The 15689-nt window shown below is 70.8% G+C and carries 13 protein-coding genes; 5 read left to right on the top strand and 8 right to left on the bottom strand.

Features of this window, described 5'->3' with window-relative positions; translation table 11 throughout:
• The first annotated feature begins 172 nt into the window (after positions 1-172).
• From QQX09_RS13635 to QQX09_RS13625, 3 genes are all read left to right on the top strand, one after another.
• Positions 173-2020, top strand: coding sequence for an HNH endonuclease signature motif containing protein (locus QQX09_RS13635; protein WP_301135747.1), 1848 nt, complete (start codon positions 173-175; stop codon positions 2018-2020).
• A gap of 95 nt (positions 2021-2115) precedes the next feature.
• Positions 2116-2742, top strand: coding sequence for a HEAT repeat domain-containing protein (locus tag QQX09_RS13630; protein ID WP_301135745.1), 627 nt, complete (start codon positions 2116-2118; stop codon positions 2740-2742).
• Positions 2743-3267: 525 nt separating this feature from the next.
• Positions 3268-4029, top strand: a complete 762-nt coding sequence (locus tag QQX09_RS13625) for a rolling circle replication-associated protein (RefSeq protein WP_301135743.1) — start codon at positions 3268-3270, stop codon at positions 4027-4029.
• 165 nt (positions 4030-4194) lie between these two features.
• Here the strand turns inward: QQX09_RS13625 and QQX09_RS13620 are convergent, their stop codons facing one another.
• From QQX09_RS13620 to ligA, 8 genes are all read right to left on the bottom strand, one after another.
• On the bottom strand, positions 4195-5601 hold the full coding sequence (locus tag QQX09_RS13620) for a recombinase family protein (protein WP_301135741.1): 1407 nt from the start codon (positions 5599-5601) through the stop codon (positions 4195-4197).
• A 473-nt stretch (positions 5602-6074) separates the two neighbouring features.
• Positions 6075-6734 carry a polysaccharide deacetylase family protein gene (locus QQX09_RS13615; protein WP_301135739.1) on the bottom strand — a complete coding sequence of 220 codons (660 nt, stop codon included), beginning with the start codon at positions 6732-6734 and terminating at the stop codon, positions 6075-6077.
• 120 nt (positions 6735-6854) lie between these two features.
• Positions 6855-8363: an Asp-tRNA(Asn)/Glu-tRNA(Gln) amidotransferase subunit GatB gene (gene gatB, locus QQX09_RS13610; RefSeq protein WP_301135878.1), complete on the bottom strand. Its 1509-nt coding sequence runs from the start codon at positions 8361-8363 to the stop codon at positions 6855-6857.
• A gap of 5 nt (positions 8364-8368) precedes the next feature.
• On the bottom strand, positions 8369-9880 hold the full coding sequence (gatA, locus tag QQX09_RS13605; RefSeq protein WP_301135737.1) for an Asp-tRNA(Asn)/Glu-tRNA(Gln) amidotransferase subunit GatA: 1512 nt from the start codon (positions 9878-9880) through the stop codon (positions 8369-8371).
• Between the two features lie 2 nt (positions 9881-9882).
• A complete protein-coding gene (gene gatC, locus QQX09_RS13600; RefSeq protein WP_062297965.1) occupies positions 9883-10182 on the bottom strand; it encodes an Asp-tRNA(Asn)/Glu-tRNA(Gln) amidotransferase subunit GatC in 300 nt (99 codons plus the stop codon).
• A 30-nt stretch (positions 10183-10212) separates the two neighbouring features.
• Positions 10213-10779 carry a GNAT family N-acetyltransferase gene (locus tag QQX09_RS13595; RefSeq protein WP_301135733.1) on the bottom strand — a complete coding sequence of 189 codons (567 nt, stop codon included), beginning with the start codon at positions 10777-10779 and terminating at the stop codon, positions 10213-10215.
• Positions 10776-11009: a DUF6479 family protein gene (locus QQX09_RS13590; protein ID WP_301135731.1), complete on the bottom strand. Its 234-nt coding sequence runs from the start codon at positions 11007-11009 to the stop codon at positions 10776-10778. Before QQX09_RS13590 ends, QQX09_RS13595 begins: the two co-directional genes overlap by 4 nt.
• Positions 11010-11140: 131 nt before the next feature.
• The gene (gene ligA / locus QQX09_RS13585; RefSeq protein WP_436969075.1) at positions 11141-13300 is read right to left on the bottom strand and encodes an NAD-dependent DNA ligase LigA; all 2160 of its coding nucleotides are present in this window, start codon (positions 13298-13300) and stop codon (positions 11141-11143) included.
• A gap of 29 nt (positions 13301-13329) precedes the next feature.
• Here ligA and QQX09_RS13580 point away from each other — a divergent pair, with 29 nt between their 5' ends.
• Entirely contained in the window at positions 13330-14214 is an 885-nt protein-coding gene (locus QQX09_RS13580; RefSeq protein WP_301135727.1) for a M15 family metallopeptidase, read from the top strand.
• A gap of 33 nt (positions 14215-14247) precedes the next feature.
• Positions 14248-15606, top strand: a complete 1359-nt coding sequence (locus QQX09_RS13575) for an 8-oxoguanine deaminase (RefSeq protein ID WP_301135724.1) — start codon at positions 14248-14250, stop codon at positions 15604-15606.
• Positions 15607-15689 lie beyond the last annotated feature (83 nt).

Here is a 15689-nt window from a genome sequence, read left to right as displayed (position 1 = left end):
AGGTCAAGGGCCGTCGCCCGGCCGGCACCTCGCGCATCCACGCGCCCCGGGGCCCTGTCGCGCGGCACGCCGGCGAGGCGATGTCCACAGACCCTGGCGGCGACGCTTTTTCCACATCTACCTGGGGTGATGTCCGGATCCCATTGTCAGACCCCCGTGGTGTGATGGATCCATGAACGCCTCGTACCTGTTCGACGATCTCCCCGGCGGGTCTGCCGCCGGGGTCGACGCGTTCGGGCGTGCGTGCCTGGAGGCGCGGGCGGCGGTGGGGACGATGCGGGGGCTGACGGCCGCCGGCGTCGGCGCGGGGGGCGTGGTGGAACGCCTCGGGGACGCGGCGCAGCTGGCCCGCGAGGTGGACATGGTGCTGGCGCGCACGGCGCGGGATGTCGAGCGCCTGTCGGACGTGCCCGGAGGCGGGATCGCCAAGCATCACGGCTACCGCAGCGCCGCTGAGCTCGTCGCGGCGACGATGGGCACCACTCGAGCCGAGGCCGGCCGGCTGCTCGAGGTCGGGCGGGCTCTGGAGGAGATGGACGGCGGCGGTCCCGATCCCGACGAGCCCGACGATGACCCGGAGGACGAGGGCAACCCGGAGGACGAGGGCAACCCGGACGACGATGACGATCCTGAGGACAACCCGCCTCCGACTCCCAAGCCGACACCCAAGCCCAAGCCCGAGCCGCGCTACCCCGCGGTCGCCTCTGCGCTGGATGCCGGCGTGATCTCCGCAGACTGCGGCGCCCAGATCATCACCATGCTCGATTCCCTGTCGCCGGACGTACCTGCAGAGTGCAAGCAGGAGGCCGCCGCCGAGCTGGTGGAGCGCGCCAAGGGGTTGGATGCGTCCCGGTTCGCCAAGATCGTCTCCCGCTTCAAAGCGACCATCGACGGTGAGCAGCACGAACGCTCGCAGGCCCGGATGCGTCGTCGGCGGTCGCTGCGGATGTGGGAGAACCGTGAAGGGATGCTCGTCCTTCACGGAGAGCTCGATCCCGAGACCGCCGCACCCCTCCGGGCCGCGCTGGACAAACTCGTCGGGGACGCGATGCGCGCAAGCCGCGACGTGCCCGGCGTGGACCCGCGCACCACTGATCAGATGCGCGCCGACTCGCTGGCCGATCTGGCCCGCCACGCCCTGGGCTGTGAGACCACGACCGCCCTGTTCGGCACCACCTCCGTCGTCCTCCGCGCCACCGCCACCGACCTCGAGACCGGCACCGGGTTGGGCGAGGTCGACGGCTGCACGCAACCCATCGGCATGACCACTGTGCAACGCATGATCACCTCCGCGATCCTCATCCCCGCACTCTTGGGCGAGAAGGGCGAGGTGCTCAACCTCGGGCGGCGCACGTACCCCTTCTCACGCGCGCAACGCATCGCATTGGGTGAGCGCGACGGCGGGTGCGCGTTCTGTGGAGCCCCTCCGGCATGGTGCGAGGCCCACCACATCGTCTTCTGGTCCAGACGGGGCCGCACCGACATCAGCAAGGGAGCAACTCATGAATGTGCCCATGGCGGACATCGACCAACGAATTTGCTGGGCGCTAATAGCCGCAGGACTCCCTACGCAACCAGCTATGGTGGCGGCGTGAGCGATGCGGATTCGATGGCCGACGCGATCAACTTTGCCGCAGAGATCGGCATCGGCGGGACCTTGCGCGTATTCGGCGACTGGTTCGGGCGCCCGTACGACAACTGGCACGCGGTTGACGCGGCTGAAGCCTCTGCCGACCGGCGGGCACTTATCGTGCGGTTCGATGGAAGCGAGACCCTCGAAGTTCGTGATCCGCGTGGACTCACCGTCTCGGGGGGGAGTCTCAGGATCAACGATGCTAGCTTCGTCCGCTGGGAGTGGTTCTTATACGGATCTGAGCGGACTCCGGAGAACCGCTGCTACATCGAGCATGTCCAGCATGATGAGATCATTACTGCGACCTCGAATGCCCCTGGCTTGGGCTCGGCGGCCCTCAACCCGACGCGCCAGTCTCCGGCGGTGGAACTCATCAGTCCGCACTGAAGCCTCGTAGGTGCGATTCGTTCGCCGAATGGAGCCACTTGCGAATCCATCCGCCCGGGCGGAGCCCTTCGTGCGGCGAGCGCTACCCTTCAGGCATGAGTTTCGGGCAGGACGTTGATGACCTGAGGAAGTGGATTTCCGAAGTGTGGCGCGATGCGCCGATGTCCGCTGAGTGGCAATCGGAGTACCCCGATTGGCCCGATTTGTGGAAGTCTTCTGTGCAGTTCGCGCTGAGTCGCCCAGTCGCGTCCTGGAGTAGCGATCAACTGGAAGACCTCTTGTTCGCACTGGCTCGCGATAGCGAGGATGAATTGATCTCCGAGGGCATTAGCGAGGACCCCGAGGCATTGTTGGCCCTGTCCGTCGCCGCTATTCGCCAGGGCGAGTCCGACGCAAAGTGGCAGCTGGCGGCTCGACTGGGCGAGATGAGGTCCCATCGCGATCGCGCGATCAAGCTGCTCCTTCAGTTTGTCGAGGATCCTGACGAGTACGTAAGGCGGCGCGCGCTGTTGGCTCTGAGTGCGCTGCGCGCTCCACAGGCTGAAGAACTCGCCGAACGTGCTTGGCAGTCGGGACTTGAGTATCAGCGCATCGCTGCCCTGTCAGTCCTCGCCGAAATTGGCTCAGCCAGATTGCCTGCCTATGTGGCAGAGGCTCGTGCCGATGGTCGCGTGTACGTTCTGGGGGCGGCGGACAAGGCAGTACGTGGTCGGGTGGACTGAACTACGTCGCGTGGGGACAGCGCGGCGCGGCCGCGCCTCTTCACTTGAAGTAGCAACATAACTCGGGAGACCAACCCAGCCCCGTACGGCACTGCACCGCCTTCTTGGGGGACTCGCGCCAGACTCGGGCTTCGATTCGATACCGGAGGCCCAAGCGGTGGAGCGTGCCCGGTCCACCCGCACCGACGCGCGGGCTCGGCCCGCGCAGGTGCGGGAGCACCTTCCTCGACCCGAGCGCCAGCGCGGGTTGAGGGGGCGCGCGTAGCCGCGACGCTGGAGGGGTCGGATCGACGACCGCACGCAACCCTTGCGACCGCCTGACACCGTGTGCCAAGATCGGCGGTACCGGCCCTGACGGGTGGCTCCGTCGGGATCAACAGGCAAACAAGCAAAGTCACCGCCCGGGAGACTAGTCACCTCCCCACACACACTCACAGACCAACAGGTGCAAGCCGGGACCGCCGTGGCAGGCGAGCCATCCCTGTTCCGCAGGCCCTTCGTGGCCGCGTCTGTGAGTGAGTCGCTTTGCTTGACGCTACTTCGCCCACCGCACCCGGTTGGCACCTGTCCCTGTATCCCGCTGCCCTCGAAGGCGGCGGCTACTTCCGCGCCTCCATCGACCGCCCCGACCGCTCCTATGTGGCTCGCGGCATGGCGGCTGATCCTGAACGCGCCGCACGCGAGGCCGGTCGCCGGGCTCGCGCCAAACTGCGGCGCTACTGCACCGCGAACCGCCTCAACCGCATGGGCACCCTCACCTATGCCGGTGCAGGTTGTCACGATCCGTTGCAGCTGCGCGCCGACGTGGGCGAGTTCTTCCGCAACCTCCGCACCGCGCTCGGCGACGATCCCCTGCCGTACGTGTGGGTACCGGAGTGGCACAAGTCCGGCCACGGGCTGCACGTGCACTTTGCGGTCGGCAAGTACATCAAGCGCTCCGTCATCGAGCAGGCGTGGGGGCACGGCTTCGTGCACATCAAACTCATGGGGGACCTGCGGGCCGGTGCGGGGGTGGTCGAGGAGGCGCGCAAGGCGGCTGGGTACGTCTCGAAGTACGTCGCCAAGACCTTCGCCGACCCCGATGCACGTGTGCTCGGGCTTCACCGCTATGACGTGGGTCAGGGCTTCCAGCCGGAGAAGGTCCACCTGTGGGCGCCGTCCTCGCAAGGGCTGCTCGATGCCGCCTCTGATGCTCTGGGGTCGATGCCTCAGCGAGTGTGGCACTCGGGGGACTCGGACGATTGGGAAGGTCCGCCGGCGCTGTGGGCTCAGTGGGGTGGCCGATGAAGGGCCGGCACGGAATGACCTTCGACCAACTGCGTGACTGGGTAGCCGCTTCCTGTGCTGCTCAGGGTGTGCCGGTGGTCGTCACCGATCCGGGCGTGCTGGCGCGTGTTGGCGTGCTGATGGGTGCGCCGCGGCGGGGCCCGCGTGCGGGTGTTCGCGACGTGCCTACAGCCGCCACACGGGCTGGACGCGGGACGGGTCGAAGCGCTGCATCCCCGATGCTCGGGACGGCATGATCGTCACCGACTCGATGACGGCCTTGATGATCGGCACCTGCTTGGACAGGTTCAGCGAGTCCCACTGATCGCGCAGGCTCGCGCCCTGACCGATGTAGTCCTCGATCGCATCGCGCCGGGTCATCCGTGCCAGGGCTTTGCGGTTGGCCTCCATGCGCGCCTCGATCCGGTCGCGGGCGACCTTCCACTCCTCACGCGAGATGTCCCCGTCGGCGAACATCGCTGCCAGGTCATCCATGCGCCGCTGATCTGACGCGATCTCGTCGCCGACCGCATGCACCTTGTCCTCGTCCACGGTCGAGGTCAGCGCTCCGACGAGCTCGGGGGAATCCAGGCGCACCAGGACTGCCTCAGCGATCAGCGCCTCGACGGGCTCAGCGACGATGTACGTGCCCTTGCACGGGTTGTGCTTGGTGGACTGGATGCCGCATCCGTAGCGGCGCACGCCATTGCGCGGGTGGGACTTCATCGTTGCCCCGCACTTGCCACAGATGAGCATGCCCGACAGCAGGTAGCGGCGCGCCGCCCGGTTGGTGCGCCGCTTCGGGTCCGTCAGCAGCAGCCGCAGCCGCTCACCATCCTCGGCACTGATCAGCGGAGTCCACGTGCCCTCGCCGATGATCTGCCCCTGGTGGACACGCATGCCGTAGTTCCTGGGGCTCAGCAGCAGCGACCGCAGGGCGCTCGGGGTCATCTTCGATCCCTTCGTGCCCGTCACCTCCTGGGCCTCCATACACCCCGCGACGGAGTACAGCGTCTCGCCAGCCAGCACCCGCGCCGCCGCGTCACGGAACGCTGCCGCCTCCACCTCATGCGGGGTCATGCGGTCGTCCCGGTATCCGAACGGTCTGTGCCCGCCGCCCATGTACGGCGCGCCCGTCTCGGCGGTCTGAAGGAACTTGCGCTTGATGCGCTCGGACTTCACATGCGACTCATGCGCCGCGACCGACGCCATCAGCCGCGCCACGAACAGTCCATCGGACTTGCCCATGTCGAACTCGCCCTGGAGCGACACCACATCCGTCAGCCCTGCCGCCTTGCAGGTGTCCGCGAAGTGTTCGAGCTCGAGCGGGCGACGGTGCAGCCGGTCCATCCGATACACGATCACACCGTCGATCAGCCCATCGGTGATGTCCCGCAGCATCCGCTCATACGCGGGACGGCTCTTGCCCGAGTACGCCGACGTGTCATCGTCCACGTACTCCTCAGCGACCGTCCACCCGCGCCGCTCGGCCTCCGCGCGGCAGTCCTGCAACTGCCGCGTCACGCCCAGCATGTCGCCATTGGGGTCCCGTGAGATACGCGCATACAGTGCAACCGCAGTCCGCTCAGCCATGGGGGTACATTAGCGAGACACTGCCAACGGCGTCCTGCTGTGCTCCCACTGTCATCACGTCATCCACGATCAAGGCTGGCAGATCCGGGCGACGAACACCGAGATCTGGTTCATCCCGCCCGCATCCGTCGACGCGTCGCGAGCACCCCGCCAGGGAGGACGAGCCAGGTTCGGCACACCCCGACCCTGGAACACCACCCGGACCGGCGAGCACGACGGCGAAGACGAGCCCGGCGCTCCGCCAGAACCGTCATAGCTGGCCCGCCCCGCGGCGCCACCCCTCCGGGGCGGCGCCGCACAGCCATGCCTCAGCGCCCTCAGCTCCCTCAGCGCCCTCAGCGCCCTCAGCGCCCTCACCGCCCGGATGCCCGGACACCTCGAATGCGCACGCCCGGACGCTCCCCACAAGCGCACGCCGCCTACCGGCCGGCGTGCGACATCCCCCGTGGGGCCGCTGGTGTGTGCCGAGGTTCCTACGGCATCTCGGGGAGCACGAAGGTCCAGCCCTCGTCGAGCCTCTCCGAGACCACCTCGATGACGGCGTCGACGGTCCCGGCGCGGTTGCCACCACCGTCGTGGAGCAGCACCAGCTCCCCCGGCACCATGGCCAGGCGGAGCCGGGACGCGAGGACGGCGGGATCCTGCTCCACCCAGTCCTCGACCGTGTTCGCGACATCGAGCGGCTGCATCCCGAGCCGCACCGCCACCGGGGCCGTGACGCCCCACGAGCCGTTGGGCGCCCGCCAGTACGGCACCGGCACCTCGTCGCCGACGGCACCCTCGATGATCTCGAGGTTCTTGAGCATGTCGTCGCGCACGTCGAGCGCGTTCCACCGCCCCATGTCCTCGTACGAGGTGGCGTGGTTGCAGAGCACATGCCCGTCGGCGACGATGCGCCGCAGCACGTCGGCGCCGGAGGGGATGGCGGTGCCGTCGGCGGAGATCCCGGAGGGCCGCAGGATCTCCTCGCCGATCACCGCGAAGACCGCCCGGATGCCGCGCGACTTGAGGAAGTCGAGCAGGCGGATCGTGTCGAGGCCGTTGGGGCCGTCGTCGAAGGTCAGGGCGCAGGCCGGGCCGGAGCGGGCGAGGCCTCCGCTCGCGACACGGCGGACAGGGGTCTCGGTCAGCATGATCCGAGGTTAACGCCGCGGGACGGTCGCGTCGTCCCGCAACGCACGCGACCCCGCCCGGAACCGGGCGGGGTCGCGAGACGGTGCTGCGTGACGAGACGGTGCTGCGTGACGGGAGGGTCAGCCCTCCACGCCGGCGCGCTGGAGGATGATCTCCCGCACGCGGCCAGCGTCCGCCTGGCCGCGCGTGGCCTTCATGACCGCGCCCACGATCGCGCCCGCGGCCTGGACCTTGCCGTCCTGGATCTTGGCGAGGACGTCGGGCTGGGCGGCCAGCGCATCGTCCACCGCCTTCTCGAGAGCCGAGTCGTCGGAGACGACCTCGAGGCCGCGCGACGCGACCACCTCGGCGGGCGAGCCCTCGCCCGCGAGGACGCCCTCGAGCGCCTGACGCGCGAGCTTGTCGTTGATCTTGCCGTCGTCGATGAGGCCCTGGAGCTCGGCGATCGCGTCGGGGGTGACGGGCAGCCCCGTGAGCGCGACCTCGCGGTCGTTCGCGACGCGCGACAGCTCGCCCATCCACCACTTGCGCGCGGCCTGGGCGGTCGTCCCCGCCTGCACGGTGGCCGCGATGAGGATGAGCGCGTCGGCCGCGACCACGTCGCGCATCTCGAGGTCGGAGAAGCCCCACTCCTCGCGGAGGCGCGCCCGCATCTTGGCGGGGTGCTCGGGGATGGTGCTCCGGAGCTCCTCGACCCACTCGCGCGAGGGCTCGACCGGCAGCAGGTCCGGCTCCGGGAAGTAGCGGTAGTCCTCCGCCTCCTCCTTGGAGCGGCCCGGCGTGGTCGACGAGGTGTCCTCGTGCCAGTGGCGCGTCTCCTGGACCACGTGCTCGCCCGAGAGCAGCAGCATCGCCTGGCGGGCCGCCTCGAAGTGCACCGCGCGCTCGATCGCGCGCAGCGAGTTCACGTTCTTGGTCTCGGAGCGCTTGCCGAAGGGGACGTCGTCCTGCGACTCCCCTGCGACCGCCTTGGGGCGCAGCGACAGGTTGACGTCGGCGCGGACGGAGCCCTGCTCCATGCGGCCGTCCGAGATGCCCAGGGCGCGGACGATGTCGCGGATCGTCGCGACGTAGGCGCGGGCCACCTCCGCGGTGCGGGCGCCCATGCCGGTGATCGGCTTGGTGACGATCTCGACCAGCGGCACGCCGCCGCGGTTGTAGTCGACCAGCGAGTAGTCGGCGCCCTGGATGCCGCCGGTGCCACCCACGTGGGTGTTCTTGCCGGCGTCCTCCTCCATGTGCGCGCGCTCGATGCCGATCGTCACCACGGTGCCGTCGTCGAGGACCACGTCGAGGGAGCCCTCGTAGCAGGTCGGCTCGTCGTACTGCGAGATCTGGTAGTCCTTCGCGAGGTCCGGGTAGAAGTAGTTCTTCCGGGCGAAGCGCGAGGACTCGCGGATCGAGCAGCCCAGGGCCAGGCCCAGGCGGATCGCCGACTCGACGGCCTTCTCGTTCGTGACCGGCATCGCGCCCGGGAGGCCCAGGCAGACCGGGCAGACCTGCGTGTTGGGCTCCGCGCCGAACTCGTTGGCGCAGCCGCAGAACATCTTGGTCTTCGTGTTGAGCTCGACGTGGACCTCGATGCCGAAGACCGGGTCGAAGTCCTCCATCGCCTGCTCGTAGGTCATCGTGGTCACTCGGCCACCTCCAGCTCGGGCGCCTGCGTGGACAGCGGGCCGCCCCACTCGGCGGTCAGCGACGCCTCGAGGGCGGCGCCGATGCGGTACAGACGGGCGTCCTCGTGCGCCGGCGCCAGGATCTGGAAGCCGACCGGCAGCCCGTCCTCGGGCGCGACACCCGAGGGGAGCGACATGCCGGGGATGCCCGCGAGGTTCGCGGGGATGGTCGCGATGTCGTTGAGGTACATCGCCAGCGGGTCGTCGATGCGCTCGCCGATCTTGAACGGCGTGGTCGGCGTCGTGGGCGAGACCAGGACGTCGCACTGCGCGAAGGCCGCGTCGAAGTCGCGCTGCACCAGGGTGCGCACCTTCTGCGCCGAGCCGTAGTACGCGTCGTAGTAGCCGGCCGAGAGCGCGTACGTGCCGAGGATGATGCGGCGCTTGACCTCGTCGCCGAAGCCCTCGGCGCGGGTCGCGAGCATCGTCTTCTCGACCGTGGCCTTCTCGACGCGCTTGCCGAAGCGGACCGAGTCGAACTTGGCCAGGTTGGACGAGGCCTCCGACGGGAGGATGACGTAGTAGGCGGCGAGCGCGTACTCGAAGGACGGGCACGAGACCTCGACGATCTCGGCGCCCATCTCCCGCAGCCGGTCCAGCGACTCCTCGAATCGCTGCGTGACGCCGGCCTGGTAGCCGCCGTCCGCGCCGCTGAGCTCGCGCACCACACCGACCTTCACACCCGTGAGGTCCATCGTGGCGCCCTCCATGGCAGCCGACACCACGGCGGGGACGGGCTCGTCGAGCGAGGTGGCGTCCATCTCGTCGTGGCCGCCCATCACCTCGTGCAGGAGCGCCGTGTCGAGCACGGTGCGGCCGCACGGGCCCAGCTGGTCGAGGGACGAGGCGAGGGCGATCGCGCCGAAGCGGGAGACGCCGCCATAGGTCGGCTTGACGCCCACGGTCGCGGTGACCGAGGCGGGCTGGCGGATCGAGCCGCCGGTGTCCGAGCCGATGGTGAGGGGCGCCTCGAAGGCCGCGAGCGCCGCGGCCGAGCCGCCGCCCGAACCTCCAGGAATCCGAGAGAGGTCCCACGGGTTGCGGGTGGGGCCGTAGCCCGAGTGCTCCGTGGAGGAGCCCATCGCGAACTCGTCCATGTTGGTCTTGCCCAGGATGGGCATGCGGGCCTCTCGGACGCGGCGGGTCACCGTCGCGTCGTACGGCGGGATCCAGCCCTCGAGGATGCGCGAGCCGGCCGTGGTGGGCAGGCCCTTCGTGACGAGCACGTCCTTGATGCCGATCGGCACGCCCGCCAGGCGGGGCAGCTCGACGCCCGCGGCACGGTCGGCGTCGACGGCGCGGGCCGTCTCGAGCGCGCCCTCGGCGTCGATGTGGAGGAAGGCGTGGACGGGGCCGTCCACGGCGGCGATGCGGTCGAGGTGCGCCTGCACGAGCTCGACCGAGGTGACCTCGCCGGCGGCGAGGGCGTCGGCCATCCGGGCGGCGGTGGCGCGGGTCCAGTCGGTCATGGTCACGCCTCCTCCCCCAGGATCTGCGGGACGCGGAAGCGCCCGTCCTCCGCCTCGGGGGCGGCGGCCAGCGCATCGTCCTGCGACAGCGACGGGCGGACCTCGTCCTCGCGGTGGATGTTGGCCATCGGGATCGGGTGGCTCGTCGCCGGGACGTCCTCGCCGGCGACCTCGGCCACCTTGGCGACGGCGTCGACGATCACGGCGAGCTGGCCCGAGAGGCGGTCGAGGTCCGCGTCGGTCATGTCGATGCGGGCGAGCGCCGCGAGGCGCGCCACATCGGATCGCTCAAGGGAAGACATGGCGTCGAGTCTAGTGGCGCGAGGTCCGGCTCACGGCTCCCAGCTGTAGGCCAGCAGGCGCACCGCGCCCACGGGCGGCTCGCCGTGCTCGAGCGGCACGCGCGTGACCGAGCCGTCCTCGTTGTCGACGACCACCCAGTCGAGCTCCTCGCGCCGCCGGAAGCCCATCCGCTCGTACAGGCGGTGGGCGGCGTGCATGGTGTCGAGCGTCGACAGCACGATGCGCCTGGCCCCCTGCTCGACGGCCCGGTCCATGGCCGCCTGGGTGAGGGTGCGACCGATGCCGCGGCCCCGCTCGATGGGCGACACCGCGAGCATGCGCAGCTCGAACTCGGCGTCCTCCGCGAGCTCGATGAAGGGGCTGCCCGGCGGCACCAGCGTGATGGTGCCGACGATCGAGCCCTCGCCGCGCTCGCCGTCGATCATGGCGAGCAGCTCGGCGTCCTGGGCGCGTGCCGCGGCGTCCCGCAGCTGCGGCACGTACGGGTGCGCGTGGTCGATCAGCCCGTCGGCGAGGTACGCGAGCGCCGTCAGCTCGCCGATCTCCTGGAGGCGGGACTTCTCGTCCGGCCCGACCTTGCGCACCGCGAATCTCACTGTGGACCCTCCCGGGGATCGATGCGACGGTCCCACTGGGGCGTCGACGTGTCCGATGGCGTGCCCTCGACGGGGTCCGGGTGCTGGCCCGTGGGCCCGCGTCCGGCGTCCTCCTCCGGCGGTGGCGGCGGGGTCGTCTGGCGCCTGCCGACCGCGATCACGATCGCGATGACAAGCACCACGAGGACCACCAGTCCGGCGACAGCGCCGATGATGAGTGCGGTGTTCATCGTGGCTCCTCACTCCCCCTCCCGGCCAGAGTACCCACGGCGCACGCGGGGCGTGAGGGGGGAATCCGACGAGCGCCGCATGGCATGCGGCACGGGGCGACCTCCCGCGCATCGGCCCGGCGGCGCCGACGTCAGCCGAGCGCCGCGGGACCGCCCTCGAGCAGCCGCACGAAGGCCGCCTCGTCGAGCGTCGGCACGCCCAGCTCCTCCGCCTTGGCCGCCTTGGAGCCTGCGTTCTCGCCCACCACGACGTAGTGGGTCTTCTTGGAGACGGACGATGCGGCCTTGCCTCCGCGCGAGATGATCGCCTCCTTCACGGAGTCGCGGGTGAAGCCCTCGAGCGAGCCGGTGGCGACCACGGTGAGGCCCTCGAGGGTCCGCTCGACGGACTCGTCGCGCTCGTCCTCCATGCGCACCCCGGCCGCGGCCCAACGGTCGACGATGTCGACGTGCCACGGCACCGTGAACCACTGGAGCACGGACTCGGCGATCACGGGGCCGACGCCATCGACCGCCGCGAGCTCCTCCTCGGAGGCCGCGCGGATCGCGTCCATCGACCCGAACGCGGTCGCGAGCGCGCGGGACGCGGTCGGCCCGACGTGGCGGATCGACAGGGAGACGACCACGCGCCACAGCGGCTGGGTGCGGGCGCCGGCGAGGTTCTCGAGCAGCTTGAGCCCGTTCGCCGAGACGTCTCCAGCCTTGCGCCCCTCGACCCCCGCCTCCTGCTGCTTCTTCGTCAGCTTCTCGTCCACCTCGTAGGTGAACAGCGGGACACGGCGCAGGTCCTCCTCGGTGAGGTCGAACAGGCCGGCCTCGTTGGGGAGCACGCCGCTCTCGACGAGCGCGGCGGCGGCCTTCTCGCCCAGCACCTCGACGTCGAGGGCGCCGCGCGAGCCGATGAACGCGATGCGGTCGACGATCTGCGCGGGGCAGCCCTCCGCGTTGGGGCAGCGGAGGTCCTTGTCGCCCTCCTTCTGCTCGACCAGGGGCGTGCCGCACGACGGGCAGTCCGTCGGCATCGTCCACTCCCGCTCCTCGCCGGTGCGCGCCGCGACCACGGGCCCGACGATCTCGGGGATGACGTCGCCGGCCTTGCGCAGCACCACGGTGTCGCCGATGAGGACGCCCTTGCGCGCCACCTCGTGCGCGTTGTGCAGCGTCGCGTACGTGACGGTCGAGCCGGCGACCAGCACCGGCGTCATGACGCCGTAGGGGGTGACGCGCCCGGTGCGGCCCACGTCGACGCGGATGTCCTCGAGGGTGGTGTGCACCTCCTCGGGCGGGAACTTGTAGGCGATCGCCCAGCGCGGCGCGCGGCTGGTCGAGCCGAGCGCGCCCTGGACGCCGCGGTCGTCGACCTTGAGCACCGCGCCGTCGATCTCGTGGACGAGCGCGTGGCGGCGCTCCTCGAGGTCGCGGAGGTACGCGTCGACCTCGTCGACGCCGGTCACCACCCGGGCGTGCGCGGTGACGGGCAGCCCCCACGAGGCGAGCACCTCGTAGATGCCGTGCTGGGTGCCGATGCTGGGGTGGGGCGTCGTGTCGCCCCACTCGAGCGCCCCCAGCGCGTACGTGGTGACGGCGAGCGGGCGGGTCGCGGTGACGGCCGGGTCCTTCTGGCGCAGCGAGCCCGCCGCGGTGTTGCGCGGGTTCGCGTACGGCGCCTTGCCGTCCTCGAGCAGGCGCGCGTTGAGCTCCTCGAAGGCGGCGACCGGCAGGAAGACCTCGCCGCGCACCTCGACGAGCGCGGGCACGTGGTCGCCCGCGAGCGCGCGCGGGAGGCCCGTGATGGTGAGCACGTTCGCGGTGACGTCCTCGCCCGTGGTGCCGTCGCCGCGCGTGACGCCGCGCATCAGCGTGCCGTTCTCGTACGTGAGAGAGATCGACAGGCCGTCGATCTTGGGCTCGCACACGACCGTCTGCGGACCCGCCTCCTTCTCGACGCGGCCGAGCCACGCCTCGATGTCCTCGATCGAGAATGCGTTGTCGAGGCTCATCATCCGCTCGCGGTGCTTGACCGAGGCGAAGCCGGACGCGACCGCGCCGCCGACCGTCTGCGTGGGGCTCTCCGGCGTCGCCAGCTCGGGATGCAGCGCCTCGATCTCGCGCAGCTCGCGCTCGAGGGCGTCGTACTCGGCATCGGAGACGGTGGGGGCTGCGAGCTCGTAATAGGCGTGGCGGTGAGCCTCGATGTCCTGGACGAGCTCCTGGTGGCGGGCGCGGGGGTCGGTCACGGCACTATCCCACCACGTCCCGCCGACACGGCCCCACCCGCCCGGCCCTGGCATCGTCCCGCCGCGATCAGTAGCGTGTGCGCATGCGCGCCGCCATGCTGGTCGTCACGACGACCCTGCTCCTCACCGCCTGCACGGCGGCGGAGGCCCCCACCCCGCGCGCCACCGTCACCGAGACCCCGGAGCCCCAGCCGGCGATCACCGCGACCGTCACCCCCGAGCCCGCGGCCGACCCCGCGATCGACGTCGTCGCCAACCCGTTCGCGCGGCCCGAGTGGCTCGGCACCACGGTGCTGCAGAAGCAGGACAACGACCTCGGCAAGGCCGTCGCGACACCCAAGGAGCTGCGCGACCGCCGCCTCGAGCCCCGCCCCGGCGCCTACCCGGACCCCGAGGACGACGCGTGGTTCGTCGAGATCTCGGCGATCCCCGACGACGTGCTCGCGCGCTCGAGCTGGCGCGAGGAGTGCCCCGTCGAGCCCGAGGACCTCGCCTACATCGTCATGCCGTTCTGGGGCTTCGACCTGCAGCCGCACACCGGGGAGATGATCACCTCCGCCGCGCACGCCGAGGAGGTCGCGGCCGTCTTCGAGCAGATGTACGTCCGCGAGTTCCCCATCGAGGAGATGCGCGTCACCACGTGGGACGAGGTGCGCGGCGACCACACCGGCGACCTCAACGTCACCATCTCCTTCGAGTGCCGCAAGGTCACGGGAGGCTACGACGTGTGGTCCGAGCACGCCTCCGGCCTCGCGATCGACATCAACCCGTTCCACAACCCGTGGGTGCGCGACGGGTACGTCTTCCCCGAGCTCGCGGGCGCGTACCGCGACCGCGAATGGCTGCGACCGGGCATGATCGAGACGCAGCGCCAGATCATCAGGGACTTCGCGGCCGCCGGCTGGGAGTGGGGCGGCACCTGGACCGACCTCGACGACTGGATGCACTTCTCCGCCACCGGCCTGTAGGGGCACGATGCGCGGCTCACCCGAGGAGGGCCCATGGCAGGCAGCACGCTGATCGAGGGCGGGTACATCGCGACGATGGATCCCGCCGGCACCGAGATCGCCCGCGGCTGGATCACCGTCCGGGGCGGGCGCATCGTCTCCCTGGGCGAGGGCGCCGCGCCGTCCGACGTGCGGGACGCGTTCCCCGACGTCGTCGACGCCTCCGGGACGCTCGTCACCCCGGGGCTGGTCAACACCCACCACCACCTCTACCAGTGGCTCACGCGCGGCTGGGCGCAGGACTCGATCCTGTTCGACTGGCTGGTCGCGCTCTACCCCACCTGGTCGCGCATCGACGCCGACAGCGCCGGCGCGGCCGCCGCCGGGGCCATGGCGGTGCTCGCGCGGTCCGGCTGCACCACCGTGGGCGACCACCACTACATCTTCCCGCAGGGGTCGGGGGACATCGTCGGGTCGATCGTGCACGAGGCTGCCTCGCTCGGCCTGCGGCTGCACGCCACCCGCGGCTCGATGGACCTGGGCGAGTCCGCCGGCGGGCTGCCGCCCGACTTCGCGGTCGAGACGACGGCCGATGCGCTGGCCGCCTCCGCGGAGGCCGTCACCCGGTACCACGACGCGTCCTTCGACTCGATGGTGCGGGTCGCGATCGCGCCGTGCTCGCCGTTCTCGGTGACGTCGGACCTGCTGCGCGAGTCCGCGACGCTCGCCCGCGACCTTCACGTGCGCCTCCACACGCATGGCGCCGAGACGGTCGAGGAGGAGGCTTTCTGCCGCGAGCGCTTCGGGATGAGCCCCACGGACTACCTCGAGTCGCTCGGCTGGCTGGGCCCCGACGTGTGGATGGCGCACTGCGTCCACCTGTCCGACGAGGACGTCGCGCGCTTCGCCGAGTCGGGCACGGGCGTCGCGCACTGCCCGTCCTCGAACGCACGCCTCGCGGCGGGGATCGCGCCCATCAGGTCGCTCGTGGACGCCGGGGCTCCTGTGGGTCTCGGGGTCGATGGCGCGGCCTCGAACGAGCACGGCCGGCTGGGCTCCGAGATCCGCCAGGCCGCGCTGCTCGCACGCCTGCGCGACGGCGCGGGCGCGATGCCGGGGCGCGACGCGCTGCGGATCGCGACCATGGGCGGCGCGCGCGTGCTGGGGCGCGAGAAGGAGATCGGCTCGCTCGAGCCCGGCAAGCTCGCGGACCTCGTGCTGTGGGAGCTGGGCGAGATCGAGCACGCCGGGATCGCCGACCCCGTCGCGGCGCTCGGGCTGGGCTCGCTGCCGCGCGTGCGGCGCATGCTGGTCCAGGGCGAGGACGTCGTGGTCGACGGTCACCTCGTGCGGGCCGACGAGCGCGCGATCGCCGGACGAGTCGTCAGCGCGGCGGAGCGGCTGCGAGGCTGAGGCACCGGCGCGCTGCGACCCGCGACCCGTTCCTCGCGACCGGCATCAGCGTCCCGCGAGGTGCTCGGTGCCCGGAATCGGCC

Origin of the sequence: Demequina litoralis (assembly GCF_030418455.1) — a bacterium.
Lineage (GTDB): Bacteria > Actinomycetota > Actinomycetes > Actinomycetales > Demequinaceae > Demequina > Demequina litoralis.
The sequence above is the reverse complement of the archived record's forward strand: the minus strand, read 5'-3'. Positions and strand labels throughout refer to the sequence as shown.

Coding starts and splice junctions, on each gene's coding strand:
- QQX09_RS13635 (WP_301135747.1), top strand. CDS start 173: ATGAACGCCTCGTACCTGTTCGACGATCTCCCCGGCGGGTCTGCCGCC.
- QQX09_RS13630 (WP_301135745.1), top strand. CDS start 2,116: ATGAGTTTCGGGCAGGACGTTGATGACCTGAGGAAGTGGATTTCCGAA.
- QQX09_RS13620 (WP_301135741.1), bottom strand. CDS start 5,601: ATGGCTGAGCGGACTGCGGTTGCACTGTATGCGCGTATCTCACGGGAC.
- QQX09_RS13615 (WP_301135739.1), bottom strand. CDS start 6,734: ATGCTGACCGAGACCCCTGTCCGCCGTGTCGCGAGCGGAGGCCTCGCC.
- gatB (WP_301135878.1), bottom strand. CDS start 8,363: ATGACCTACGAGCAGGCGATGGAGGACTTCGACCCGGTCTTCGGCATC.
- gatA (WP_301135737.1), bottom strand. CDS start 9,880: ATGACCGACTGGACCCGCGCCACCGCCGCCCGGATGGCCGACGCCCTC.
- gatC (WP_062297965.1), bottom strand. CDS start 10,182: ATGTCTTCCCTTGAGCGATCCGATGTGGCGCGCCTCGCGGCGCTCGCC.
- QQX09_RS13590 (WP_301135731.1), bottom strand. CDS start 11,009: ATGAACACCGCACTCATCATCGGCGCTGTCGCCGGACTGGTGGTCCTC.
- ligA (WP_436969075.1), bottom strand. CDS start 13,300: ATGCCAGGGCCGGGCGGGTGGGGCCGTGTCGGCGGGACGTGGTGGGAT.
- QQX09_RS13580 (WP_301135727.1), top strand. CDS start 13,330: ATGCGCGCCGCCATGCTGGTCGTCACGACGACCCTGCTCCTCACCGCC.
- QQX09_RS13575 (WP_301135724.1), top strand. CDS start 14,248: ATGGCAGGCAGCACGCTGATCGAGGGCGGGTACATCGCGACGATGGAT.